The 22,757-nt window shown below is 59.7% G+C and carries 29 protein-coding genes; all 29 read left to right on the forward strand.

The features are described 5' to 3' along the window. Positions 1-72 precede the first annotated feature (72 nt). The 29 genes from AB1495_RS09745 (at position 73) to AB1495_RS09885 (ending at position 22,756) form a co-directional block, all read left to right on the forward strand. Complete coding sequence (locus tag AB1495_RS09745) at positions 73-939, forward strand: N-acetylmuramoyl-L-alanine amidase (RefSeq protein ID WP_074635307.1); 867 nt, start codon at positions 73-75, stop codon at positions 937-939. An 18-nt stretch (positions 940-957) separates the two neighbouring features. After that, on the forward strand, positions 958-1,176 hold the full coding sequence (locus AB1495_RS09750; RefSeq protein WP_074635308.1) for a hypothetical protein: 219 nt from the start codon (positions 958-960) through the stop codon (positions 1,174-1,176). A gap of 6 nt (positions 1,177-1,182) precedes the next feature. Beyond that, positions 1,183-1,593 (forward strand): hypothetical protein, encoded by a 411-nt coding sequence (locus tag AB1495_RS09755; RefSeq protein ID WP_074635309.1) that lies wholly within the window; start codon positions 1,183-1,185, stop codon positions 1,591-1,593. Then, complete coding sequence (locus AB1495_RS09760; RefSeq protein ID WP_074635310.1) at positions 1,593-1,988, forward strand: hypothetical protein; 396 nt, start codon at positions 1,593-1,595, stop codon at positions 1,986-1,988. Before AB1495_RS09755 ends, AB1495_RS09760 begins: the two co-directional genes overlap by 1 nt. Then, positions 1,988-2,290 carry a hypothetical protein gene (locus AB1495_RS09765; protein WP_074635311.1) on the forward strand — a complete coding sequence of 101 codons (303 nt, stop codon included), beginning with the start codon at positions 1,988-1,990 and terminating at the stop codon, positions 2,288-2,290. Before AB1495_RS09760 ends, AB1495_RS09765 begins: the two co-directional genes overlap by 1 nt. Before the next feature lie 20 nt (positions 2,291-2,310). Further along, positions 2,311-2,604, forward strand: coding sequence for a hypothetical protein (locus AB1495_RS09770; RefSeq protein WP_074635312.1), 294 nt, complete (start codon positions 2,311-2,313; stop codon positions 2,602-2,604). A 1-nt stretch (position 2,605) separates the two neighbouring features. Next, positions 2,606-3,178 carry a DUF3486 family protein gene (locus AB1495_RS09775; protein ID WP_074635313.1) on the forward strand — a complete coding sequence of 191 codons (573 nt, stop codon included), beginning with the start codon at positions 2,606-2,608 and terminating at the stop codon, positions 3,176-3,178. Continuing rightward, a complete protein-coding gene (locus AB1495_RS09780; RefSeq protein WP_074635314.1) occupies positions 3,171-3,494 on the forward strand; it encodes a DUF6527 family protein in 324 nt (107 codons plus the stop codon). The genes AB1495_RS09775 and AB1495_RS09780 overlap by 8 nt, the downstream gene beginning before the upstream one ends. Continuing rightward, positions 3,491-3,811 carry a hypothetical protein gene (locus AB1495_RS09785; protein WP_074635315.1) on the forward strand — a complete coding sequence of 107 codons (321 nt, stop codon included), beginning with the start codon at positions 3,491-3,493 and terminating at the stop codon, positions 3,809-3,811. The genes AB1495_RS09780 and AB1495_RS09785 overlap by 4 nt, the downstream gene beginning before the upstream one ends. Beyond that, the gene (locus AB1495_RS09790; protein ID WP_139283797.1) at positions 3,811-4,086 is read left to right on the forward strand and encodes a hypothetical protein; all 276 of its coding nucleotides are present in this window, start codon (positions 3,811-3,813) and stop codon (positions 4,084-4,086) included. The genes AB1495_RS09785 and AB1495_RS09790 overlap by 1 nt, the downstream gene beginning before the upstream one ends. Next, positions 4,083-5,780 carry a hypothetical protein gene (locus AB1495_RS09795; protein WP_074635317.1) on the forward strand — a complete coding sequence of 566 codons (1,698 nt, stop codon included), beginning with the start codon at positions 4,083-4,085 and terminating at the stop codon, positions 5,778-5,780. Before AB1495_RS09790 ends, AB1495_RS09795 begins: the two co-directional genes overlap by 4 nt. 432 nt (positions 5,781-6,212) lie before the next feature. Continuing rightward, a complete protein-coding gene (locus tag AB1495_RS09800) occupies positions 6,213-7,856 on the forward strand; it encodes a DUF935 domain-containing protein (protein ID WP_074635318.1) in 1,644 nt (547 codons plus the stop codon). Beyond that, positions 7,849-9,003, forward strand: coding sequence for a phage minor head protein (locus AB1495_RS09805; protein WP_244268885.1), 1,155 nt, complete (start codon positions 7,849-7,851; stop codon positions 9,001-9,003). The genes AB1495_RS09800 and AB1495_RS09805 overlap by 8 nt, the downstream gene beginning before the upstream one ends. A gap of 4 nt (positions 9,004-9,007) precedes the next feature. Further along, a complete protein-coding gene (locus AB1495_RS09810; RefSeq protein ID WP_074635320.1) occupies positions 9,008-9,508 on the forward strand; it encodes a phage virion morphogenesis protein in 501 nt (166 codons plus the stop codon). A gap of 140 nt (positions 9,509-9,648) precedes the next feature. Continuing rightward, positions 9,649-10,698, forward strand: a complete 1,050-nt coding sequence (locus tag AB1495_RS09815) for a phage protease (RefSeq protein ID WP_367581962.1) — start codon at positions 9,649-9,651, stop codon at positions 10,696-10,698. Then, positions 10,698-11,135: a hypothetical protein gene (locus AB1495_RS09820; RefSeq protein WP_074635322.1), complete on the forward strand. Its 438-nt coding sequence runs from the start codon at positions 10,698-10,700 to the stop codon at positions 11,133-11,135. The genes AB1495_RS09815 and AB1495_RS09820 overlap by 1 nt, the downstream gene beginning before the upstream one ends. Positions 11,136-11,147: 12 nt before the next feature. Next, positions 11,148-12,041 carry a Mu-like prophage major head subunit gpT family protein gene (locus AB1495_RS09825; protein ID WP_074635323.1) on the forward strand — a complete coding sequence of 298 codons (894 nt, stop codon included), beginning with the start codon at positions 11,148-11,150 and terminating at the stop codon, positions 12,039-12,041. A gap of 12 nt (positions 12,042-12,053) precedes the next feature. Then, positions 12,054-12,608 carry a hypothetical protein gene (locus tag AB1495_RS09830; protein WP_074635325.1) on the forward strand — a complete coding sequence of 185 codons (555 nt, stop codon included), beginning with the start codon at positions 12,054-12,056 and terminating at the stop codon, positions 12,606-12,608. An 81-nt stretch (positions 12,609-12,689) separates the two neighbouring features. Continuing rightward, positions 12,690-13,118: a DUF1320 domain-containing protein gene (locus AB1495_RS09835; RefSeq protein WP_074635712.1), complete on the forward strand. Its 429-nt coding sequence runs from the start codon at positions 12,690-12,692 to the stop codon at positions 13,116-13,118. Further along, the gene (locus AB1495_RS09840; RefSeq protein ID WP_074635326.1) at positions 13,118-13,546 is read left to right on the forward strand and encodes a hypothetical protein; all 429 of its coding nucleotides are present in this window, start codon (positions 13,118-13,120) and stop codon (positions 13,544-13,546) included. The genes AB1495_RS09835 and AB1495_RS09840 overlap by 1 nt, the downstream gene beginning before the upstream one ends. Beyond that, positions 13,546-13,692, forward strand: coding sequence for a hypothetical protein (locus tag AB1495_RS09845; protein WP_159431869.1), 147 nt, complete (start codon positions 13,546-13,548; stop codon positions 13,690-13,692). The genes AB1495_RS09840 and AB1495_RS09845 overlap by 1 nt, the downstream gene beginning before the upstream one ends. Further along, positions 13,693-14,625 (forward strand): hypothetical protein, encoded by a 933-nt coding sequence (locus AB1495_RS09850; RefSeq protein ID WP_074635328.1) that lies wholly within the window; start codon positions 13,693-13,695, stop codon positions 14,623-14,625. A 19-nt stretch (positions 14,626-14,644) separates the two neighbouring features. Continuing rightward, positions 14,645-14,974: a hypothetical protein gene (locus AB1495_RS09855; protein WP_074635330.1), complete on the forward strand. Its 330-nt coding sequence runs from the start codon at positions 14,645-14,647 to the stop codon at positions 14,972-14,974. Between the two features lie 86 nt (positions 14,975-15,060). Next, on the forward strand, positions 15,061-15,327 hold the full coding sequence (locus AB1495_RS09860) for a DUF1799 domain-containing protein (RefSeq protein ID WP_280137089.1): 267 nt from the start codon (positions 15,061-15,063) through the stop codon (positions 15,325-15,327). After that, positions 15,324-18,098, forward strand: a complete 2,775-nt coding sequence (locus AB1495_RS09865; RefSeq protein WP_074635335.1) for a phage tail length tape measure family protein — start codon at positions 15,324-15,326, stop codon at positions 18,096-18,098. The genes AB1495_RS09860 and AB1495_RS09865 overlap by 4 nt, the downstream gene beginning before the upstream one ends. Then, positions 18,095-18,517, forward strand: coding sequence for a hypothetical protein (locus tag AB1495_RS09870; RefSeq protein ID WP_074635337.1), 423 nt, complete (start codon positions 18,095-18,097; stop codon positions 18,515-18,517). The genes AB1495_RS09865 and AB1495_RS09870 overlap by 4 nt, the downstream gene beginning before the upstream one ends. Then, a complete protein-coding gene (locus tag AB1495_RS09875) occupies positions 18,514-19,038 on the forward strand; it encodes a hypothetical protein (RefSeq protein ID WP_074635340.1) in 525 nt (174 codons plus the stop codon). Before AB1495_RS09870 ends, AB1495_RS09875 begins: the two co-directional genes overlap by 4 nt. After that, entirely contained in the window at positions 19,035-19,451 is a 417-nt protein-coding gene (locus tag AB1495_RS09880; RefSeq protein ID WP_074635342.1) for a C40 family peptidase, read from the forward strand. Before AB1495_RS09875 ends, AB1495_RS09880 begins: the two co-directional genes overlap by 4 nt. Then, complete coding sequence (locus AB1495_RS09885) at positions 19,448-22,756, forward strand: hypothetical protein (protein ID WP_083350879.1); 3,309 nt, start codon at positions 19,448-19,450, stop codon at positions 22,754-22,756. The genes AB1495_RS09880 and AB1495_RS09885 overlap by 4 nt, the downstream gene beginning before the upstream one ends. Position 22,757 lies beyond the last annotated feature (1 nt).

Genomic DNA, 22,757 nt, shown 5'->3' on the forward strand with positions numbered 1-22,757 from the left:
GAACCCGCATCAAACGCCATTTTAGACCCCACAAGGTAGCGCGCCGCCCGTGCTTCGCGATTGGGGTCCACAATGAAATTCAAAAATCATATTGCCCAAGGCATCCCGTTTGATCGCGCACAGAACATTGGCGGCGTGATCACACCAACCATCGTCGTTTTGCATGACGCTGCCGGGCGCTTGGAACATGGCAACTCTGCCAATTACCTGCGGACTGCCCCGCGTGGCGTGTCGGTTCACTTCATCCTCGAGCGTGATGGCTCAATCTCTCAGCAGGTACCCACCAACCGCCGTGCCGGGCACGCCGGGACATCGCATTACCACGGGCGAGATGGTGTCAACGATTTCTCTATCGGTATCGAGATCGTCAATCCTGGTCGGATGACGGATGCGGGCAACGGGAAAGCCCGTGCGTGGTACAAGCAGGAATTCGACATCTCTGAGTTCGGCATCCAGGCTGTCACCACTCCTGAGCATGGCAGCGGGCTTTGGATGGATTATACCGAGGCGCAAATTGAGGCAGGCGAAGCGCTTTTGAATGGCCTGTTCGGATACATCCCCACACTGACCGACATCACCAGCCACTGGTACATCTCCCCAGGTCGCAAGGTCGACACCAATCCGCTGTTTCCCTTGGCGCAGATGCGTGCGCGGGTCTTGGGGCGTGACGATGTTCAGTCGGCGGAGGCGGATGAGGCGTCCGCGCCAGCACACCAGGAAGATGAAATGGTTGCGATCAACGTGCCCGGGAGCACGCTGAATATGCGCCGCTGGCCATCGTTTAATCCAAATGTGATCTCGACCATCGCTGACGACGTGGTCGTGCCCGTCATTCGCGAAGGAACCTTCGACGGTCGTGCCTGGCTGAAGGTCCGTCACGGCGGACTTGAGGGCTGGATCGTCAGATCTCACGCCGACCCGATCACCCAATCCAACTGAAACTCTGAGGAACTCGACATGTTTAAAGAAACGAAATCCCCCTTCCTGTCTCTGGGCGTCCTTGGCGGCGGCGGTGCCATCATCACCGGTCTTGCCCAAATCGCAGGCTACGCTGTCACACCCGCTGATGCCGCTGATCTTAGCACGGCCGTGACAGGTCTGATCACATCCGCTGCGGGTCTGATCGCCGTGATTGGCCGGATCCGTGCGACCAAGCGCGTTTCGCTGCTGGGCTAAGCTTCAATGAGCCTGGAATGGTCCGCCATCACGCTTGCAAGTCACGCGAGCCTTGTGCTTGCCACCGTGTTTGCGTTTCTCAACGCAATTACGGTGCGCAGGTTCTGGGTTGCACAGCCTTCACTTGCAGTTTTTGAACGCCTGGAAAGTCCGATCTTTGCAATCGCCGCCGCTTTGATGGTTGAGCGCAGCTACTACGTTTGCGCCAGACTGTTCGTAAAGACGGACCTCAATCTCTGGGAGGCACATCCGGCACCGGAGGTCCTTGCGTTCATGCTGGCGGCAAGCATGTTCTGGCTGGCAATCTCAATCCGCACGATGGGCGAGATCGGCGGCCTCGGCGCAAAGCGTGCCTTGATCGTTCAATCTGGCACGATGGTGGCGTTGTTCACGCTGCTCTCCTGGGGGCTTTGGTAATGGACTGGTTGTCGTGGCTCTCGGAGGGCCAAAAGCTCCTCGGCTTTGTCGTGCTGGTCGTCACCTCTCTGGCGGCCTTGGGGCGCTGGTTCTGGGGCCGTGTCTCGACACGCGTCAATGATGGCATGTCGGGTCTGCAGGTGGGTCATCAGAGCATCGAAAAGCGCTTGGTCGCCGTCGAAGGCAGTCTGGGAAAAGTGAACGATGATCTTGGCCGAGTTCGTGTTCGCATGTCGACGATCGAGTCCCGGATCGATCTGCTGGCTACAGCCCGAGAACAACATGATCTCGCCATTCTGGTCGCACGCATAGGCGCAAGTCAGGAAGCCCAGGGCAACATGGTCCGCATGCTTTATGAGGCGGCACAGCGCGCGGGCAAAGGCGGAGACAAGTGATGTTCAAGGCCTGGCCAATCGAAACCGTCGAGACCGAATTCCGGCGCCTGAAGGTGCTTCAGTATCTGGCGGGCATTCCCGGCTATGAGGCCGCGGCATCGGTCATGCGTTTACACTGCGGTCGCATCGGTGTGCCGACCAACGCCGACCAGGCAGTCGCGGCAATCGCGTGGCTTGACGAAATGGAGCTGGTCACGACCCGCGACTATCAAGGCGAGCCCATCGCACGCCTGACCAACAAGGGCCGTGAGGTCGCGACCGGCGCGACCAGTATGCCCGGCGTAATCCGTCCCGACCCATAACCTTCTTTGGAGCCTGACCCATGGCAGACAGCACCGAGACCGAACACCGTCGCCTCGCGATCCTCAAGCATCTTGAGCGATCTTCCGAGTTCACATCCAATGCGTCAATCCTGATCGATGTCGTGCGCGGCGTCGGCATCGCCTCTTCGGACGCGCAGATCCGGGGAGCATTGGCGTGGCTGGACGAACAGGAACTGATCGAGATGACCGATCACGGTCATGTTGTGATCGCGACAGCAACCGTGCGGGGCGCAGAGGTTGCGCGCGGCCTTGTCCAACATCCAGGCGTCAAGCGTCCAACGGCACGGCGCTGACATGCCGCCGCCCCGCAAGATCGACCTCATTCCGCAGGAGATCAGACTGCGCCTTCAGGACCTGCTGAAGGAGCGCGGCTTCTCTGACTATGTCGCGGTAACCGAAGATCTGAACTTCTGGCTTGAAGAGGCCGGTCTCGAAATGCGCGTGGGCAAATCGGCGGTCCATTCCTTTGGCCAGGAATATGAACAGATGGCCCGCGCCCAAGAAGAGGCATCCGCTTGGGCCGTGAGCTGGATGGAGGGCAATGGTCTCGAGGAAGAGGCCAAGCGCCACAATGTGTTGTTCCAGATGATCACCACGCTCGCCTTCAAGGTCATGAAGTCAGCGATGCTGAAGGAAGGTGATGAGATCGATCCGAAAGAGCTGCACTTCCTGGGCAAGATGCTCAAGGACGTGATGAGCAGCTCCGGCATTCGCGAAAAGCTGACCGCTGATGAGCGTTTGCGAATTGCCAAGGAAGAACGCGCCAATGCCGCAGAGACGGCAGTCAAGGCAGCGCGCCAGGCGGGCATGTCCTCAGAGACGGCCGAGAAGATCAAAGCCGATATCTTGGGGGTTTCAAATGGGTGATCTGAAGGCGGCAAAAGCCAGTGGTTCATTGCGCGCAATCAACATAGTTGATTTTGATGCATTCAAGAAGCACCGGCATCCCGGAAGCTACCATGTTGTTCCCGGAGAGACGCGTGGAGAATGGTTCTTCTGGTATTGCTGCCCCTGTGGCTGCGGCTTGATCGCACCCATCACTGTCGGCGCAAACTTCAAACCACCACAAAGCCCCAGTTGGAACTGGAACGTCTCCACGACTGAACCGACGCTGACGCCTTCGGTCCATCACAAGGGGCATTGGCATGGCTGGTTGACCGATGGCTACTGGAGGTCGGTATGACATTGCCCCGCTTCAAGAGCGATGAAATCCGAGGTTTCAAGGTTCATGTCGATAGTCTGCTTGGGGTTCTGAGTGTCTCGCATGATGGTTTGATCACCTGGGACGATCTGCAGTACATCAAGAACATGGTCTGGGGTGATCTGATCCGGGCGATCGAGGTCTACCCGGCGCAGGCCGATGTCGTGAATTCGTGCAACATGCGTCATCTGTGGCGGCTCGGGGCACATGATTTCTGTCCGGACCTGCTGGGAAATGACGATGGCAGCGACAGCCTTCAGGGGCGACATGCCGTTGCCTGGGCGGAGGCACGCGGCTGATGGCAACTCCAGCTGAAATTGCCAATGACATGGCGGCACATGCCGACTACTGGCAGAAACGCGACCGCAAGACCTTTGAGACCTGCAACGACGCCGCACGGGTCATCCGGATGTTTCTTGGTGGGCAGAATGTTGATGGGCGCACATATTACGGACTGCATCGACGGCTGCTTGATCTGACTTCCAGGTACTCTGCCGGCAGGGTTGCTGGAGCACCGAACTTCGATCGCGCGTTGCGGATTTTGCATCAGCTGCGCGCGGAGGCCACCAAATGACCGCACCCATTTCCAAAGCCGACTGGGAACGCCAGCGACGCGAGGCGACTGATGTTATGCCTCAGCTGGTGGGTAGCGTTGGTTTGCCAAAGGTTCTTCTGCCATATCAGGCCAAGACGGTCGGCCTGCTCGACACGGTATCGACGAAGGTGCTGTTCGTCGAGAAGTCGCGCCGGATCGGGCTGACATGGGCCCTGGCAGCCTATGCTGTGCTCAGGTCGGCACGGGCGAAGTCAGCACGCGGCATGGACGCGATGTATATCTCCTACTCTCAAGAGATGACCCGCGAATTCGTGGATGCCTGCGCGATGTGGGCCCGCGCGTTCAACATCGCTGCTTCAGCCATCGAGGACGGATTGTTCGAAGAAGGCGATGACGAAGGAGACAAGTCGATCCAGACGTTCCGCATCCGCTTTGCCTCCGGCTACCAGATCAAAGCGCTCAGCTCGGCTCCCCGTGGCTTGCGCGGCAAAGAGGGTGTGATCATCATCGATGAGGCCGCTTTCGTCGATAGCCTGGGCGAATTGATCAAGGCGGCAATGGCGTTTCTGATCTGGGGCGGTCAGGTCATCGTCTGCTCGACGCATGATGGCGCGGACAATCCCTTCAATGAAAACATCCAGGACATTCTTGGCGGCCGGCTGCCCTATGAGCACCTGCACATCGATCTGGATGAAGCGTTGACCGATGGGCTTTATGAACGGATCTGCCTTGTAGGCGGCAATGACTGGTCGCCAGAGAGCGAAGCTCAATGGCGACAGGATCTGATCGACTTCTATGGGGATGGTGCCGACGAAGAACTGTTCTGCATTCCGTCCCTCAGCTCTGGTGCCTGGTTGCCCGCCCCGCTGATCGAGGCGCGCATGACTGCCACAGCTCCGGTCCTGCGCCTGGAACTGCCCGGTGACTATCTGCACATGAACGATCTGCAGCAAAAGGCGCTCATGGCCCCATTCCTCGAAAAGCTCGAGGACGTGCTTGGGCAGATCGACATGGATTTGCGTTACGCGGCCGGGTTCGACTTTGCGCGCGTCGCGGATCTGAGCGTTATGCCCGTGCTGGCGATCGAGCAGAACCTGAAGCGGCGTGAAGTGTTCTCGATCGAGATGCGCAATGTGCCTGGGGACGAGCAGAAGCTGGTCGTTGGTATGGTGCTGGAAAAGCTACGAGAACGGCTACTGGGCGCTGCCTTTGACGCCACCGGCATGGGTTGGACCGTGGCTGAAGACATGGGCCGCAAGTTCGGCCTGCGTGAGGCAGAGGACGGATCAGGTCTCATCTGGGCGATCAAGTTCACAGAGGACTGGTACCGGATCAATATGCCGCCGCTTAAAACGGCCTTTGAAGACGACATGATCGCGATAGGTGCCGACGAGGATCACCTGAGCGATATGCGCTCGGTCAAGCTTGTGCGGGGCATTCCTCGTGTCCCGGCGATCCGGACCAACGAAAAGGGCGAAGCAAAGGACAAGAAGGGCAAGAAGCGGCACGGCGACTATGCCATCGGACTGGCGTTGGCACATTTTGCTGCCCGCATGCGGTGGGTCGAATACGGCTACCGGGCGGCTAGTTCGGGTTTGCGCCACCAACGTGCTGAAGGCCGCATGCGCGATACGCCCAGCAACGACGATGGGTTGGGCCGCCGGAACGCTTTTGATGGCCCACTTGGGGCAAGACTGAGGGGAAGTGTCTGATGGGTACACGTAGCAAACGCATAGTCCGAAATCGAAAAGCATGGGATGGACCCTACGTGGCAAGGTTCGGTGACGGCTGGGTCGCATTCCGGATTGGAAAAACCCTCCATTCCGCTTCGCGCCAAGTGACCCTTTACCATAGATCTCGTCGGTGGCGGCGCTCTCACGAATTTACTGGAATTCTCGGAAGAACACCTTTCGAAGCCCTCAGTCGGTACCGACAGCAGGAAGCGAGATAGCAATGGGAGCGAGATAGCAATGGGAGCGATCTTCATCGGGATTATCATAATGCTTGTCGGCGGCATCATTATGGCAAACGCAGCTTTCTCTGATCGTTCGCAGAACGGCTTTCTAGTTTGCCTCGCTGGTCTCGGATTGCTGATCGGTGGCATCATCGAATTGATCTTTTAGGATCTGAGAAGGAGCCTTTAAATGGCAAATAAGCCTGTTTTACTCGACCGCTGGGGCCAGCCCGTCAAGCGCGCCGCCCTGACCGAAGAAGTTGCCGCAGCCACTCTCGGCGGCGTGCGGTCGCCGCTATCCGGTCACCCGGGCGACGGGCTGAACCCCATTCGCCTGGCAAACATCCTGCGCGAAGCTGACCAGGGCGACCCGGTGCGCTATCTGGAGCTCGCAGAGGTGATCGAGGAGCGCGACCCTCATTACCTTGGCGTGCTCGGGACGCGCCGCCGGTCGGTCAGCCAGATCGAGATCACGGTCGAAGCGGCATCGGATGAAGCGTTCGACGTTGAGATGGCCAACATGGTGCGCGAATGGCTGGATCGTGACGAGCTGAGCGACGAGCTCTTCGATATTCTGGACAGCATCGGCAAAGGCTATTCGTTCACTGAAATCATCTGGGACACGTCAGAGGGCCAGTGGCAGCCTGCGCGCCTGGAATGGCGAGACCCGCGCTGGTTCCGGTTCGATCGCGTCAATCTGGCCACGCCCATGAAGCTCGATGACCACGGCCAGGAGGTTCCTCTCGAGGCGTTCAAGTTCATCTATGCCAATGTGAAGGCCAAGTCCGGTCTTGCGCTCCGGTCGGGTTTGGCGCGGGTCGCCATGTGGGGCTGGATGTTCAAGGCCTTCACACAGCGCGACTGGGCCATCTTCAGCCAGACCTATGGTCAGCCCCTACGGTTGGGCAAATGGGGGGCTGGCGCCAGCGAAGCGGACAAGAACACGCTTTTTGATGCCGTCGCGAATATCGCAGGGGATTGCGCGGCGATTATCCCCGAGAGCATGTCGATCGACTTTGTGGAAACCAGCAATGTCGGGGCCTCGGCCGACCTCTATGAAAAGCGCGCCGACTGGCTGGACAAGCAAATCTCGAAGGCGGTGTTGGGTCAGACGGCAACGACCGATGCCGTCACGGGTGGCCTTGGCTCAGGCAAGGAGCATCGTCAGGTCCAGGAGGACATCGAGCGCGCGGATGCCAACGCATTGGCAGCGATCCTCAACCGGGATCTCATCCGCCCGTGGATCCAACTCGAGCACGGGCCTCAGAAGCGGTATCCGCGGCTGAAGATCGGGCGTCCGGAACCAGAGGATCTGAAGCAGATCGCAGACGCGCTCGGCGTGCTTGTGCCAATCGGCTTGCAGGTCAGCGAGAGCGAGATCCGCGCCAAGTTCGGATTTGCGGATCCAAAGCCGGGTGACCGGATCCTGATGGCGTCCAAGCCAGATATCACGCCACCAGCCGCATCGGTCGGGACCGCTGGGACCGAAACCGCCCCTCAGAGCAAATTTGAATACCGTTTGAATACCCTTCCGCCTAAATCCGGCGTCCTTGCCCCTCAGGCGGAGCAATCGCCCTCAGAGGCGATTTCTGGCGCTGAGCCGGTTGACGCGCTGACGGCCCAGCTTCAGGAGGCAGCAAAGCCCGCTGTTGCAGCGATGATTGCGCAGGTCGAAATCATGCTCGAGAGTGCGGGCTCGATCGAGGAACTGCGCGAGATGTTCTTCGCGGCATATCCCAATCTGGACGCCAGCGCTATTGGTCGTGCGATTGCCGATGCTATGGAGGCCGCAGACGCAGGTGGGCGGGCACTGGCGGAGACCACAAGTGGCTGACACGGTCCGCGCCACCTTTCGCCAACCGTTCAAGGAGCAGGTCGCAGCCTTTCGGCTGAGGTTGGGTGATCTCGTTCCGACATCGAGATGGGATGACATCTCCAAGGCCCAGCACGATCGTGCCTTCATGGTTGCGGGCGCGGTAAAAGCCGATCTGCTGGCTGACCTTGGTGCCGCTGTCGACAAGGCGATTTCGCAAGGGACCGGACTGGAAGAGTTCCGGCGCGACTTTCGCCAGATCGTGGAGCGTAGGGGATGGCATGGGTGGACGGGTGAAGGTAGCCTCAAGGGAGAGGCCTGGAGAACGAAGATCATCTACAGAACGAACATATTGACGACGATGGCAGCTGCGCGTCATGCCCAGCACATCGACGGCAATTTTAAATTCTGGGTCTACGAGCACAGTGGCGCAGCGCATCCGCGTCTCGATCACTTGTCCTGGAACGGGCTGATACTGCCTTCAGATCATCCTTTCTGGGCCACGCACTATCCCCCAAACGGCTGGGGCTGCGGTTGTAGGGTGCGTGGTGCCCGCACCTTGGCTGGTGCGATCCGCGTGGGCGGCGATCCTTCGAAAACATTGCCCGACGATTGGGAGGCAATTGACCCACGCACAGGCGCTCCGACAGGGATCGACAGCGGTTGGGATTACGCTCCAGGCGCGACCGTTAGCGACGTCGTACTTGCGATGAAGAACAAGGTGTCAGATCTGCCCAGACAGCCCTCCATCGATATGATCCAAGACTGGCTCTCCGGCAGTGGCTTTGAAAGCTGGGCCGCCGAACCGGTAAACTCTTGGCCACTCGCCCGGCTAACCACCAAAGACGCTGATCGGTTCGACCTGGTCAATCCGGTCGCGTGGCTGTCGGCGGAAACGATCGCGCGCCAGGGCCGACGCTACCGTGACCTCACGCCACGCGATTATCAACTGGCGCAGACCGTCATCGACAGGGCGAGCCAGAATGTTGCAAAGCGTGGCAACACGCTGATCTTCCTGCAGCCCGATCCAAGCCAACCCGGATATGTTCTGGTTCTCACGGCGACGGTCCGAAACGGTGAACTTTACCTGACCAGTTTTCGCCGCCTGACCGAAGCTCAAGTCAAAGCAAACCGGCGCTTAGCCCCGTTGCTCAGACAGGAGGGGTGATACGATGATCACCGTAGAGCTGGAAGACGCAGACGTAGAGCGGATCCTTGCCAGACTTTCTGCCAGCCTGTCTGACATGTCCGAGGTCATGAATGAAATCGGTGAGCAGCTCGAGTTCGAAACCGTAAAGCGCTTTGAAGATGGGGTCGCTCCGGACGGCACATCGTGGGCCCCGAAATCCCCGACCACGATCGCGGCCTATGAACGCCGGGGGCAGACTGTCGATGTACGGCCGCTTTTTGGTCCCAATGTTGATGGGCAACCTCTGCGCTCGAGCTTCTTTCGTGACTATGGTCCTGACTTTGTCGAATTGGGCACCAACAAGATCTACTCGGCAGTCATGCAGTTTGGTGCTGCCAAAGGTGCATTCGGAACGGATGCGCGTGGTGGCTCAATCCCTTGGGGAAACATCCCCGCGCGTCCCTTCCTCGGGATCTCTGATCAAGACCGTCTCAACATCGCCGCGATCGTCGAGGAATGGCTCGAGGACATCGTAGAGGATTGACCGAAGCCGCCCGTCGCGCCTAGTCTGCCCTCAATTCCCGACAACATCTGAACCACCCCGCAAGCGCTTGCGGATGTTTTGACGTGTCCTCCTGCGGCAAATATCGCTGCATGAATGTAGCCCCTCAATTCACAGCGCTTATGAGCGCCCAGGCTCTGCCCGATGTCGCAGTTCTTGGCGGTGCGCCCGAATGGATCCACCTGCTTCCTGCGGGCCTGATCCAGACGGGCGACAAGCGCGGTCCCTATCTCGCTGCGAATTTCGAACAGATCATTTCCGAGAGCTTCCTCCACACCCCCAAACTCCCCATCGACATCAATCACGCCATCCACCTGCGCGCGCCAAAAGGCGAAGAAGCCCCGGCGTTCGGCTGGATCGTGGCCATGCAGGCGCGTGAAGACGGTCTGTGGGGCAAGGCGGAGTGGACAACGGCTGGCGCTGAGCTGGTCACATCACGGGCCTACCGCGGCATCAGCCCCGTTATCCGGCACAGGGCAGACAAGACGGTCACGTCGATCGAATGCGTCAGCCTGGTCAATAAACCCAACCTGCGCGGTCTGACTGCGCTTCATCAACAACAGGACATTCCCCCAATGGATTGGACGAAATTTCTGGCCGACATGCTCGGCCTGCCGGAGACGGCAACCGATGAGGAAATCAAAAAGGCGCTGAAGGGCAAGATGTCCGGTGGCGAAGACAAGCCCGCGCTGCAGTCGCAGATGTCGGAAATCGGGGTAGCACTTGGCCTCAGCGCAGACAGTGCGCCAGCCGACATTCTGATTGCGGCGCAGAGTGCATCGAGTGACCAGGGCGCGGACGAAACCATCGTCGCACTGCAGGCCGAAATCACCACGTTGGCAACCTCGCTGAATGAACTTCGCGATACCGGTGCCAAGACCGCAGCCACGGCTTTTGTCGATGACGCGATCAAAGCAGGCCGCGTGGGCGTCAAGCCAATGCGCGATCGCTACATCTCCATGCACATGAAGGATGCGTCTGGGACCGAAGAGCTGATCGGCGCGATGCCCGTGCTCAGCAGCTCTGGCACCTCGATCATCGCACCTGCCCGCAAGGATGGTGAGCTCTCGCTGAACTCCGAGCAGCTGAGCATTGCCAAGATGCTGGGGCAGGATCCCAAAGACTATGCCGCCACGCTCGCTGAAGAGCAGGCCAACTTGGAGGACAACTGATGACCGCACTGACCGCAGGGCGCAACACGCCCCAGATCGCCGGTGATATCCGCAACGGTCTTCTGGCCGCTTCGACCACCGTTTTTGCGGGGTCGCTTCTGATGCGCAACGCTGCCGGATTTGTCGTCAAAGGTGCGACTGCCACAGGCCTCGTGGGCATTGGTCGCGCAGAAGACGCTGGTGACAATTCCACGGGCAGCGCCGGAGACGCAGCGGTGCTCTACCGCCCCGGTGTCTTCCGCTTTGCGAACTCCGCTGGAGCGGACGAGATCACCGTCGCCGAAATCGGCGATGTGGTCTTCGCGGTTGATGATCAGACCGTCGCCAAAACCGATGCAACGGCATCGCGCTCTCCGGCCGGGTTTGTCGACGATGTCGATGCCCTGGGCGTCTGGGTGCGCTTTGACGAAGTCCTCACCAAAATCGCTACGGCGTAAGGAGACCATTCAATGCTCATCAATACTCCAAATCTAGAAGCCATCCGTGTCGGCTTCAACACCGCTTACAAGCGGGGTCTTGGACAGGCCGAGACGCAGTACACGCGGATCGCGACTGTGGTCCCCTCGTCGACGCGCGAAAGCCGCTACGGCTGGCTCGGCAAAATGCCAAACATGCGCGAATGGCTTGGCCCCCGCCTGATCCAAGGTCTTGCCGAGCATGACTACGCGATCAAGAACAAGGATTTCGAACTGACCATCGGCGTTGATCGCAATGACATCAAAGACGACAACCTCGGGATCTACGAGCCCATGTTCGTCGAGATGGGCGAAAGCACGGCTGCTCACCCTGATCTGCTGACCTTCGGTGCGCTGGCAGGTGGCTTCGCAACCGAATGCTACGATGGCCAGTATTTCTTCGACACCGATCACCCCGTGATCAACGAAGATGGCTCGATGGGTACGGTCGCAAACACCGACGGCGGTTCCGGCGCGCCCTGGTTCCTGCTCTCAACCAACCGGTCGCTGAAGCCGATGATCTTCCAGGATCGTGAAAAACCCATGTTCGTGGCCAAGGATAACCCGAAAGACCACAACGTCTTCATGAACAAGGAATTCGTCTACGGCACCGATGCCCGCTACAATGTCGGGTACGGCTTCTGGCAGATGGCATGGGGATCCAAGCAGACCCTGAACGCCACACGCTACGCCGCCGCTCGCGCCGCGTTGCGGGGCATGAAGGGCGACCATGGGCGTCCCTTGGGTATCAAACCAAACCTGCTGGTTGTGCCGCCCTCGATGGAGCAGGCAGCGCTCGAGCTGCTGAATGCCGAGCGCGATGCCGCCGGTGCCACAAACGTCTGGAAAGGCACTGCGGAGCTGCTCATCGTTCCGTGGCTGGCATAAGGAGCTGAACGGATGGCACGTACCAAAAAAGCACCCGCCAGCAAGGCCAGCGACACCAAAGGCACCGGGGCGGAAAACCAAGCGGCTCCGGTGGTGGAAAACGCCCCTGAACCCTCGCAGCCCACGCCTGAAAACGGCGCGGATGAGACCAAGGGAGCCGAAGCCCCCAAGCCTCTGTCTCTTGCGGCAGACCAAGCGTCTGAAGTCGCGCAGTCCGTTGCCGGAAATGGCGCGGATGAGAGCAAGGCAGCCGAGGTCCCAAACGTGTCTGGCACTGATCTGGAAGGCCTCTCTGCAGCCCTGACGTCCGACGCAAAGCCTTCCCCTCCGGCGGAGACCCGTGCCGAAGCGGTAGGCTCCCTGGCGGCAGCGTTGCAGCCGCGGGATGAGGAAGATCTGATCGTAGTGGTCATCGGACCAAAGGGTGGTTTCTGGCGGGCCGGTCGGCACTTCACACCCGAACCGACACGCATCATGGCGTCAGAGCTCAGCGATGAAGAGGCCGCCATGCTGCGCGATGAGCCCAAGCTCGCGATCAGCCTGATGAAAGCTGACGCCGCCGAGTAAGGCGGCAATCGCCCAACCTTTGACCGGCGGCGGGTTTGTCGCCGCCGGTTGTTCACATTCAACCCGGATGGTGCCTTCCCCGTGTCTTACACATCTCTTGCAAAACTGACTGCGAAGTTTGGCGAACACATGCTGATCTCACTGACAGATCGGGGCGATGTGGCAACTGACGCTATTGATACGGACGTGATTGACCAGGCGTTGTCCGACGCGGATGCGATGATCGATGGTTACGTGGGGGTCCGTTACGCGCTCCCTATGGAGACCACGCCGCCCCTGATCGGAAGCCTTGCGCTCGCAATCACGATCTACAACCTCCACGTGGCCAGCCCGGATCCCAAGATCGAAGAAGACTACAAGGCCGCCTTACGCACCTTGCGGGATATTTCCAGCGGTGGTGTCCGCTTGCCCATCGCGGGGGCTGATGCGCCCGGTACCGGAAGCTCCGGGGCACGGCTGACTGATCGAGAGCGTCCCCTCACGCAAGCCAGCATGAAGGGCTTCATCTGATGATCGAGAGCATCATCTCCCGTCTCTCATCGGAGGTCGCCATCCTCGAGCATCGCGTAGAAGGCGCAGGCAATTTCGCCGATCTGATGCAGCGCAATGCTTTGCCCCAGCACACTCCCGCAGCGCATGTGCTGCCTCTGGGATTGATCGGTCGTCAAGCTGACGCAGGTGCCGGTGCCTTTACCCAAGGGATCGAAGAGGCCATCGCGGTTATCCTGACCATCCGCAATCACACGCCCGCGGGCCAAAAGGCCTTGGCAGAATTGCGCGATGTGATCTTTGCGATCGTCAACGCCATCGCCGGATGGGCCCCGTCTGATGAGATCGGCGTGTTTCGTCTGACCCGTGGCTCCATTTTGAACGCCTCCAAGGGCACCGTCGTCTACCAGATCGACTTTGCCATCACTGATCAGCTGAGGATCCTCTGATGAAAGCACCAATCCTTCCGTCCCGTGGGGGCAGCTACACCCGCAGCAAGAATGGCAAGCTGACCCGTAAGGAGGGACCGGTCACCCCGGACCCCGAAGAAGTGGTTGCTGAGCCTGCTGAAGAAACATCGGAAAAGGAGGCTTAAATGGCCCTTAAATGGAAATCCAAAATCCTGCTGGCAAAGCTGGAGACAACGTACAACACCGACGCTGAACCAACCGCGGCGGCAAATGGCATCCTCGCCACGGAAATCACCCTGACACCGATGGAAGGCAGCGACGTCAGCCGCAATCTGGAAATCCCCACTTTGGGCGCTCAGGGGTCGGTGCCGATCGATGTCCATGCCAAGCTGACCTTTAACGTGGAACTCGCCGGGTCCGGTATCGCCGGTACCGCGCCCGCCTGGGGGCCGCTGATGCGTGGTTGCGCCGTGGCCGAGACCATCACGGCCGACACGTCGGTCACCTATAATCCTGTAAGTGATGATCACGAGAGCCTGTCGGTTTATTTTCTGATCGAGGGCACGCAGTTCGTCCTGACCGGCGCGCGCGGCAATTGCACGATCGACTTCACGACCTCGGCCATCCCCTACCTCAAGTTCGAATATTGGGGACTGTTCAATCAACCGAGCGAAGAGACGCGGGTGAACCCCACGCTGACGGCGTTCAAAAAGCCACTGGCTGTGACCAAGGCCAACACGCCGACATTCACGCTGGCCGGTGTGCCGCTCGTGATGCGGTCCCTGATGCTTAATCTCGGCAATGCGGTCGAACCACGGTTTCTGGTCGGGTCGGAAGGCATTCTGATCACCGACAAGGAAGAGAGCGTCGAGACGAAGGTGGAGGCTGTCCCACTCGGTACACTCAACCCGTTCACGATGGCGGCTGATCAGACAGACGTTGCAATCAACCTTGTGCACGGACTGACCGCTGGGAACATCGCAACCCTCGCGATCGCCAAAGCGCAGATGCAACGGCCTCAGGGTCTCGAGAATGCTCAGAACATCGTGGAGTGGCCGCTCCGCCTGGTCCCGATCCCGACGGTTGGCAACGACCAGTGGTCTCTCACTCTCACGTAATTCGAAAGGAACTCTTCCCATGTTCAAGATCAATCAGGCCCCGACATTCACCCGCGATGTGTCGATCCAGATCCCCGACGGTGAAGGCTTCACCGAAGCGGAGCTGAAGACCACGTTCCGCGCTATGCCGATCTCGGAAGCCGACGGGTTCGACCTCAGCACAGGTTCGGGCACGCTCGACTTTCTGAAGGCCGTCGTCGTGAGTTTCGACAATCTGGTCGATGACGATGACAACCCCGTGCCGTCGACACCCGAACAGATCAGCCAGGAACTGGACAAGGCCTATATTCGGCTCGGTCTGGTCAGTGGATATTTCAAAGGGCTGCACAAGGGCACGCTGGGAAACTGAAGGCCGCGGGGGCTGCATGGGCAAAAGGATCGCCCAATGAGACCCCGCGGCAAGACGATGCGAGTTCGGATGCAGCACAGCTTGGGATCGATCTCGGACAGTACCAGGACAGCACCGGCACCGAAGAGCTCGAGCTGTGGCCCTGGCATCTTGAGGCGCTCGAAGCCTTCTTCAGCATCTGCTCGCAATGGCGGGTCGTTGCCGTCGGTGCCCGGATCATGCCCATCGGTCTCGACTACACTGCCGCCCAGTCCGGGCTGCAGCTGGCAGGCCTCACCGTCGACGCAGAGATGTGGGGCGACATCAGAACCATCGAGCAAGGTGCTTTGGCTGAAATTCGGAGAATGATGTGAGCGGCTTCAAGACCAGTCTTTATGTCGGAGGTGATGCGACCGGGGCCAAGAAAGCCCTGGCCGAAACCACGTCCGCATTGGCCGGTACCCAGAAGGCCACAGACAGTCTGAACAAGAGCACCGCCGCGCTGGATCAATCGACCAGATCCGCCGCGAACGAAAACAGCAACTTTGCGACCGGCGAGAAAGCGGTTCAGCAGGCCGTCACGAGATCCAACACCGCCGTCCAGCAGCGCATCGAGCGCCTGACCGGCTACGGTGCCGCGACCAACAGTGCGCGCCAAAGTGCGGCAGCATTTGGCGGCACGATTGATCAGAACAAAGCCAGCTTCGATGCGACGCGCATGTCGATCGATCCGGTCTATCGCGCTTCCAGGCAGTACGAAGCCGTCGTTGACGAAACCCGTCGCTCAGTCGCCGCCGGTGCTGCAACTCAAGCCGAAGCGAACCGTGTCCTTGCGCTGGCTGAAGCCCAGTATCTGGCGACCGGTCAAAGCGCCCAGGTCATGGGGCGCTCAAACAATGCGGCAGCGGGCCAGATGGGTAACCTGGTTGCGCAGTTCAACGACATCGGCGTGATGATGGCTGCGGGGCAGAACCCGCTGACCCTCGCGCTCCAGCAAGGTACCCAGATCAGCCAGGTCATCGGCCCTATGGGTGCCGCCGGTGCGGTGAAGGCGCTGGGCGGTGCGTTCTTGGGCATGCTGAACCCGGTCAGCTTGATCACGATCGGGTCGATCGCTGCGGGTGCGGCCGTCACCAGCTGGCTGACATCCTCAAAGGGCGACACCAATGAGCTTGAAGAGGCCTTGGAAGAGCTGACCAATCAGGTCGACAGCTTTGTCGCATCTGCCAAAGAAGCGAACTCAAGCACTTCCGATCTCGAGGAACGCTTCGGCAAAGGTGCTGAAGCAGCAAGGAAGTATCTTCTCCTCTTGGCGCAGATTAGCGAACGAGAGGCAAAGAACGCGACGCGCAGCGCGGCTTTGTCGCTTACTGATGATATCGACACGAGCCGTCCAAACACTGCGAACAGACGCAAGCTGGCAAACGAATTCGACCTCTCGCTCTACGGTGCTGCTAGATCTCAAAACCGCCAGCTGATTGCCGAAGTAGAGAGATCCTATGTTCTTCTTGAGACTTCGGTCAATGGTTCAATCGAGAGGCAGATTTCTGCACTGGAACGTGTGCAAGCTGCCTATTTGGCAGCTGCAGAAGCGTCTGGAGGCGTTAATGCAGAAGAGAATGATCGACTTCGAATAATCACTGAGCAATTGGTCCTTCTACAGGAGGTCGCTCAAGCCAATGAGCAGCTGAACGATACGGCTGAGAACTCCGCTACGATTGAACAGCGTAAATTGCTGGCAATTCAGAACTTCCGCACTGAGAGGGCCATTCTCGCGCGCGATGCTGCAAGCGAAGCCTGGGTGGAGATCGCGCAGCTCACCGAGCAAGCCGATCTTCAGGCCTTGATTGCACAACATGGCGAAGACAGCCGCCAAGTAACAGAGGCACGCGCAGAGGCTGAACGGAATGCCTTTATCCAACAGGTCAACAGCCGAGATATTTCAGAGGAACTAAAGGAAGAATTGATCGCCGCCTGGGACGCGGCCAATGCTCTCTCGCTGGTAGATATCGCAGCAGGCATTTCCCCGGCGGTGGCACAGGCTGCAGCTCTTGCCCAGAACCTCGGCATTGCGCTGAACGAGGCACTGTCGCTGCAAAACATGCAGGCCGGTGCTGTCTACAGTGGGCGTGGCGATGGCATGGCCGAGGTGCGTGCGCGTAGAGGCGAGACCAATAAGACCGACGGCCGCTTCGTTTATACCGGTCCCCGCCTGGACGCGAACAACAACCCCATCATCAACAAAACGCGTTCGGGTGGCGGCGGAGGCGGAAGCGCAGCCAACGCTCTCAAGAAAGAGCGCGAAGCCGTCACGGATCTGATCAGCGGTCTGGAAGACGAACTGGCGATCCTGCGCGAGAGCGACCCGGTTCAACAGGAGATGCTGCGCCACCGCGAAAAACTTGCCGGCGCAACTGAAGCCGAGCGGGCCAAGATCAGCGAATTGATCGCAACCCGCAACCGCGAGAAGACCGCTGTCGAAGAGCAGAAGGCTGCTTGGGACAGCTACCGCGACATCGCCCATGGCACCTTTGAGGATCTCCGGCGCAGTGGAGGCGACCTTGGAGGCGTGCTGGATACTTTGTCGGACAAGATCCAGGACATGGCGTTTCAGGCGCTCCTCTTGGGAGAAGGGCCTCTCGCGCAGATCTTGGGCACCTCAGGCGGCGGTGGCCTGATTGATCTGGCCTTGGGGGCCATTTTTCCCGGCCAGAAGCCCGCCGGTCAAAAGCTTGCTGTTGGCGGCATGGTCTATGGTCGCGGCGGCGGAAAGTCGGATCAGGTGCCGCTCTGGGGGTCGCCGGGCGAGTACATGGTTAACGCCAAAGCGACGGCAAAAAACCGGACGCTTCTGGAAATGATCAATGCCGGGGCTGACATTCCCGGCTTTGCAAACGGCGGCCAGATCGGCGGCGCATCTGGCGGGCTTGGTGGCATCGACATGCGCCCCCAAATCACCATCGAGAATCATTCAAGCTCCCCGATCACCCAGACCCGCCAAGACAGCGTTGACGGCCAAGGTCGGCGTAGCACCAAGCTTGTCCTGGCGGACGCCGTCGGCGACGCGATGACCCAGTCCGGTGGCGGGGCAAAGCGGGTGCTGAGCAACCGCTACGGTCTGCGGCAGAAGGGAGCGCTGAGATGAGCGTTCCGACATGGCCAACAGATCTGCCCAAACCCCAGCGGGAGGACCTTCAGGTCCAGATCAATGATCCCCGTCTGCGCAAGCCAACCGAGACAGGCCCCCCAGGCTATCGGCGGCGCTGGTCCAGTGTCGCGCGCACGGTCACCTTGTCGATCGATGTGCCGCGCAGCCTGAAAGCCGTCTTCGACGGGTTCTATGAGTACGAGACCAAGTTCGGTAGCTTGCCCTTCTGGATGCCCGATCCGATGACCGACGGCTGGCCGCTGCTGGACGCGTCAGGCGCGCATCTGCTGACCAACGACGGCTCCCCAATCTTACTCTCCGCGCAGTGGCTCTGCCTGTTCGGAGAAGAGACACCGGTGCAAAGCATACGGGGCATCCGGTTCGTCATCGCCTTTTCCGTGACGGTGATGCCATGAGACGGGTCTCCCTGAACGCGCGCACGGCCTTTGATGCGCCTACCACGGCCGAGATCGAGATCGCGCTGATCATGATCGAGCATCCTGAGCTGGATACCCCTGTGCGTCTCTCTACGGATCCGACCGAACGACTATGGGTTGACCCTTTGATGTACGGGACGCGCTCAACTTGGATGGACAGCGACCCAGCCACCGAACCCTTTTTGTTCATTCTCGCGTCAACGGATATTCCTAGTGATCTGGAAGATGCACCTGCGGCCGCCAATATCGTCGTCGAGAATGTGGACAGCGACATCGCCGCTCTGCTTCGGTCTTTCACCGATCGTCCAACAGTTCACATGGCTGTCGTGCTCGCGGGATCACCGGATCTCGTTGAGGTGGAGTTTCGCGGGATGGTGATGGTTGCGGCTGATGGCAACGCAGGCTCGATCAGCCTTCAGGTCAGCCGCGCACCGGTCGAGGAAGAAAGCGTTCCCATGGACCGTTTCACCAAAGACCGCTTTCCGGGGCTGTTTCGATGAGCTGGTCAAACACATATGTCGGCATCCCTTACAAGGACCTCGGCCGGTCGGTCACCGGATGCGATTGCTGGGGACTGGCCAAGGTCGTTTATCAGGCCGAACTTGGTCTGACTCTGCCCGACTATCGCGATGGATACGTGAGCGCCGAGGAACAGGCCGAGGTCGCATCCCTGATTGGTAAGGAGACCGCGACATCGATCTGGGCGTTGGTCGAAGCGCCCAAAGAATTCGACATCCTTCTGTTTCGGCACGGCCGTCTTGAAAGCCACGTAGGGATCTATGTGCAGCACGGCGTGATGCTGCACATGGCAACCGAAGATCAAGCCAAGCATGAGGACTATCTCTCGCCCCGCTGGCACCGTCGTCTTGCAGGGATATTCCGGTTTACAGCCGGTTTGAAGGAGGCTTCATGAGCGCTTCAAACGTCTCGGTGATGGCGGCCCCGCTCTTCGATCCCGGTATGGCGCGGGTCTCGCTCGACGTGCCACCTGGTCTGACCATCGACGAGATCGTTACGCGGGCCTTGCCGCATGCCCGTCCGGCATTCGGACTGTTGCGCGTCATCTTGGTCAACGACCGCGGCGCGTCTGTTGCAGAGGAGAAATACTGGTCGCGGCTGAGACCAACGGCGGGCACGCAGGTGGTGATCCGTGCCATTCCAGGCAAGAACGCGCTCCGCTCTGTGCTCTTGGCGGTTGTCTCGGTTGCTGCTCTGGCCTTTGCCCCCGCTGTTGCAGGCTTTCTTGGTGTCACCAGCAAGATCGGAATTGCACTTGTCGGGGCCGGTCTGAGCATCGTGGGACAGCTGCTGGTCAACGCCCTCATTCCGGTCCAGACGCCGGATGCGCTCGAGAAAAAGAACGTTTACCGGATTGAAGGATGGCGCAACGAGCTGCGCCCCGGTTCGCCCATTCCCTTTGCCGTGGGCAAACATCGCTATGCACCGCCGTTCGCGGCTCAGACCTACACCGAAGTGGTCGGAGATGATCAGTATGTCCGCGCGCTGTTCTGTTTCGGGTACGGCCCGTTGCGGATCTCCGATCTGCGGATTGGCGAAACATCGATCGAGGATTTCGAGGACATCGATATCGAGATCCGCGAAGGCCGCGACGGCGACGGCCCGCTGACACTCTATCCGGAGCAGGTGCTTCAGGAGAACGATGGTGCCGAATTGGTCCGACCGTTGCCGCGCGGTGTGGATGGTGAGGTTGTAGCAGGCCCCAGCATAGAAACTCCGGTCATTCGGTTCACCTCGACCAATGCCGCACGCGCTTCGGTCATTCTCGGTTTTCCAGGCGGGCTGTTTTCAATCGACGATAAAGGGCGGTTGAACGGCTATAGCGTCTCCGTTCGGATCAGGGCGCGGCTCAACGGTGTCGGTGTCTGGACTGATGTCGTGACATTGAACCTGAACGCTGCAAAGCAGGAGAGTTTCCTGCGCCAGCACACTTGGACTTTGCCGACGCGTGGTCGCTGGCAGATTGAAGTGACCCGCCTTTCGGAAGACAACCTCAGCACGCAGGTATCTGACAAGGTCGTATTGTCTGCAGTCCAGTCGATCCGGCCCGAATATCCGATCAACCTTGATAAGCCGGTTGCCTTTGCAGCGATCCGCGTGCGCGCAACCTATCAGCTGAGCGGACCTCTCAATGCGTTCAACGCGCTGATCGAGCGGGAAGCTCAGGTGCGGGTCGATCAACAATGGGCGCTGGGCTATGGCAGAACACCGGCGACAGCCTATCTGGCAGCCCTCACGGGCCCACAGAACCCATATCCGGCATCGAACACCGAAATCGATATGGATCAGATCGCCGACTGGCACGACTGGTGTGTCTCGAAAGGGCTGAAATACGACCGTGTTCATGACACTCAGGAAGCCTTGGGCGAGATGCTCAACGCGATCTGTGCTGCTGGCCGCGCGACGCCCCGCCATGATGGCATCAAATGGGGTGTCGTGATCGACCGGCCAGAGACGTTGGTCATCGACCACATCAACCCGCGCAACAGCGACCAGTTCGAATGGTCACGATCCTACTTCGATGCACCCGATGGCATGCGGATCACTTTCCTGGACGAAACCAACGACTATGTGCAGGCCGAGCGCATTGTGCCGTGGCCAGGTCACGACGGTCCGGTCAACCTGACAGAAGCGATCGAGCTGCCCGGCAAGACCGATCCTAATGAGATCTGGGTTGAAGCACGTCGCCGGATGTATGAGCTGCAGTATCGCGCAGACAGCTTCTCGGCCATGCAGTCCGGCCGTGCCCGCGTCGTCACGCGCGGGGATCTGGTGATGGGCAGCTTTGACGTGCTCAGCCGGACACTCGTAGCGGCGCGTGTCACCCACGTCTCCGGCAATTTGGTCGAGATCGATGAGGAGGTCAGCGTGGGCGAAAACTTTGGTGTTCGGTTCAGAGCCTTTGCTGATCGGGAGGATGTCATCGGGGCTTCAACCGTGCGAGCGATTGCTGCGGCGTCGGAGCCATCCCGAGCATTGCTGCTGACGGGCACCGGTCCACTACCGAGTGTTGGTGAGGCCGTCCACATCGGGCCAATCGCGACGGAAAGTCTCGCCTTGAGGGTGAGAGGCATCGAGGCCGCAGAAGACTTCCAGGCGCGCATTCTCATGGTCGCAGCGGCTCCAGAAATCGATACGCTGACCGATGCTGAAGAGCCACCCACATGGGACGGCCGTGTGGGTGCGGAGGTTGATCTGGCAGCTGCGGTTCCGGCGGTTCCAGTATTTGTCTCGATCGCCAGTGGCGTTGCCGGGACGGGCGATCCGGACGGCCTCGAAGTTATCCTACGTCCCGGAACCGGCTCGACAGCTGGCGTCACGGAGTTTGAGCTTGATCACCGTCTTCAGGGGGCCAGCACCTGGGCAACGGTCATCATTCCGGCAGCTTCAGCTGGCGCGTCCTTGGACGTCTATTCAGCCACCGATCAGGTTGAGCTTCGCGCGCGGGCCTTGGCCTCTACCACGCCAGGAGACTACACCGACATCGCGCCGATCACAGTGGGTGGCAACGATCCTGCGATCCCACCCGCCCTGGCTAGCGATGCCGTCACCGTGATGGGCGTGCTTGGTTACGCAACGCTTACAATATCTGTGCCGACTGCGGGTGCACCATCCCAAATTCAGATTTACCGCGTCCCAGCTGGCAATCCACTGGACCGTGAGGCCCATGCAGTTGGATTGCCAATCCTCGTCGCCGCTGGATCGACAGTTTCCTACATTGATGGCGACGGCACACGTACCAACCTGATCACTGACAGCGCGTTCAATTCAGGTTCGGCTTGGACGCCAGGAGATGGCTGGACAATCGCAGGCGGCGTAGCGACCCACGTGCCTGGCACCGCTGGGACGCTGTCTCAGGCGCTGGGCATGGACGCAGGCAAGACATATCGAACGGCCTTCACCGTCACAGATTTCGTTGCCGGTACAGTCACCCCGCGCCTGACCGGTGGAACTGATGTGAGTGGCGTTGCCGTCGGCTCGGCCGAGTTGGTCCTAGACCGTTTGACGGCAGTAAGTGGCAACACTGCATTCGCAATCGACGCGGCCTCAGCCTTCGACGGCGCGATCGATGACCTGATTGTATTTCTTGAAACAGCCACATGCGTTGATGCTGGCGCTTGGGACTACTGGGTTGAGCCCCAGAATGACGAAAACATCGCAGGTCCGGTCTCCGGTCCTTTCGAAACAACCATTTTCTAGG

The organism is Sulfitobacter pontiacus (genome assembly GCF_040790665.1).
GTDB lineage: Bacteria > Pseudomonadota > Alphaproteobacteria > Rhodobacterales > Rhodobacteraceae > Sulfitobacter > Sulfitobacter pontiacus.